Raw genomic sequence first — 1,976 nt, 5'->3', positions numbered from 1 at the left:
AACGTCGCCGGCAACCGCAGCCCCGTAACCGACCTCAAGTCATTACGCAGCTCCACCGCCGTCAACGAATCAAAACCCAACTCCTTGAACGCACGCCCAGGCGCCACCGCCTGGGGCCCGGCGTAGCCGAGGACTCCGGCGACACTGCGCAGCACCAACTCGAGCAGCTCACGGTCCTGTTCGACCGCGGCCAGACCGGCCAGGCGCTGTCCGAGCGAGGTCGCGGTGCCGCCGGATGCGGCGTCCGTCACGCGTGGCAGTGGCGTCCGTACCAGGCCGCGCAGCAGTGCCGGGACCGTCCCGGTGGCCGCGGCCTCGGCCCGCAGCGCCGCCAGGTCCAGCCGCATCGGCAGCAGCACCGCCTCGTCCACCCCCACCGCCGTGTCGAAGAGGGCCAGGCCCTCCTCCGACGACAGGGCGGTCATTCCGTCGCGCGAGATCCGGCGCAGGTCACGGTCGCTGAGGGTTCCGGTCATGCCGCTGGCTTCGGCCCACAGACCCCACGCCAGCGCACTCGCCGGCAGCCCCTCAGCCCGACGACGCTGCGCCAACCCCTCCAAGAACGCGTTCGCCGCCGCGTAGTTCCCCTGACCAGCAGCACCGAAGACCGCCGCCGCACCCGAGAACAACACGAACGCCGACAACCCGGCATCCCGCGTCAACTCATCCAGCAGCAATGCCGCATCCACCTTCGGACGCAACACCGCGTCCACCCGCTCAGGCGTCAACGACGACATCACACCGTCATCCAGCACACCCGCCGCATGCACCACAGCACACAATGGATGCTCAGCCGACACCGATGCCAACACCTCGGACAGCGCCTCGCGATCCGCCACATCACACGCCGCCCAGGTGACCTCTGCACCCAGCTCCGCAAGCTCGGCGGACAGCACGGCCGCGCCCTCGGCCTCGGCGCCGCGGCGACTCACCAGCAGCAGGTGTCGTACGCCGTGCTCGGCAACCAGATGCCGGGCCACCAAAGCACCCAACGTCCCCGTCGCACCCGTGACCAGCACCGTGCCCCCGGCACCCACAGCACCCACAGCACCCACAGCACCGAAGGACACACCTGCGCCCTCACCGGCCACCGGCACCCGCACCAGACGCGGCACCAGCACCGCACCAGCACGCACCGCCAACTCCGGCTCACCGACACCCAGCAACGCGGCATCCACCCGCACCACCGAATCATCGACATCCACCAGCACCAGCCGGCCCGGATTCTCCGACTGCGCCGACCGGAACAACCCCCGCGCCGCAGCAGCCGCCAGATCCACAACCCCCTCACCCGGAACCGCCTCCACAGCACCCCGGGTCACCAACACCAAACGGCCATCCGCAAACCGCTCATCAGCCAACCACGCCTGCACCACACCCAAAACCCGGTGCACCACACCACGCACCACACCCGCCGACACACCCGACACACCACCACCGGCCTCACCGGACAGCGAAGCACCACACTCCACCACCACGACCGACGGCACCGACCCACCACCGTCCAAGGCCTCCTGGAGCCCGGAAAGGTCGCACATCGGCAGGACGGCCCAGTCGTCGGAGGCATGTGCAGCCGCCTGGTCGGTCTCCGCAACCGGGACGGCGGTCCACTCGACGCGGAAGAGGGAGTCGTGGCGCTCACCGGCCGCAGCACGCACCTGCTCCGCCGAAGCAGCCCGCAACGCCACCGACCCCACCGACGCCACCGGCCGGCCCGCACCATCGGCCACCAGCAACGACACCGCATCCGAGCCGAGCTCACCAAGCCGCACCCGCAGCGACGACGCCCCCGCCGCGAACAACGACACCCCACTCCAAGCGAACGGGATCAGCGGGCCTGCGACCGACCCGTCACGCCGCTCGGCACTGTCGATACCCACCGCGTGGAGGGCGGCGTCGAGGAGGGCCGGGTGCAACCCGAAAGCACCCGCAGCATCAGCAGCCTGCTCCGGCAGCACCACCTCGGCGAACAACTC

1 protein-coding gene is annotated in these 1,976 nt (G+C 70.3%); it reads right to left on the bottom strand.

All coding sequences use genetic code 11. The features are described from left to right. Positions 1 to 1,976 (bottom strand): type I polyketide synthase (locus tag ACFYOH_RS44720; protein ID WP_388638101.1); only part of this gene is annotated, 1,976 nt, incomplete at both ends.

It is taken from the genome of Streptomyces sp. NPDC007856 (assembly GCF_042868225.1).
Classification (GTDB): Bacteria; Actinomycetota; Actinomycetes; order Streptomycetales; family Streptomycetaceae; genus Streptomyces.
Note: the sequence above shows the minus strand (reverse complement) of the source record. Positions and strands in the feature narration are given on the sequence as shown.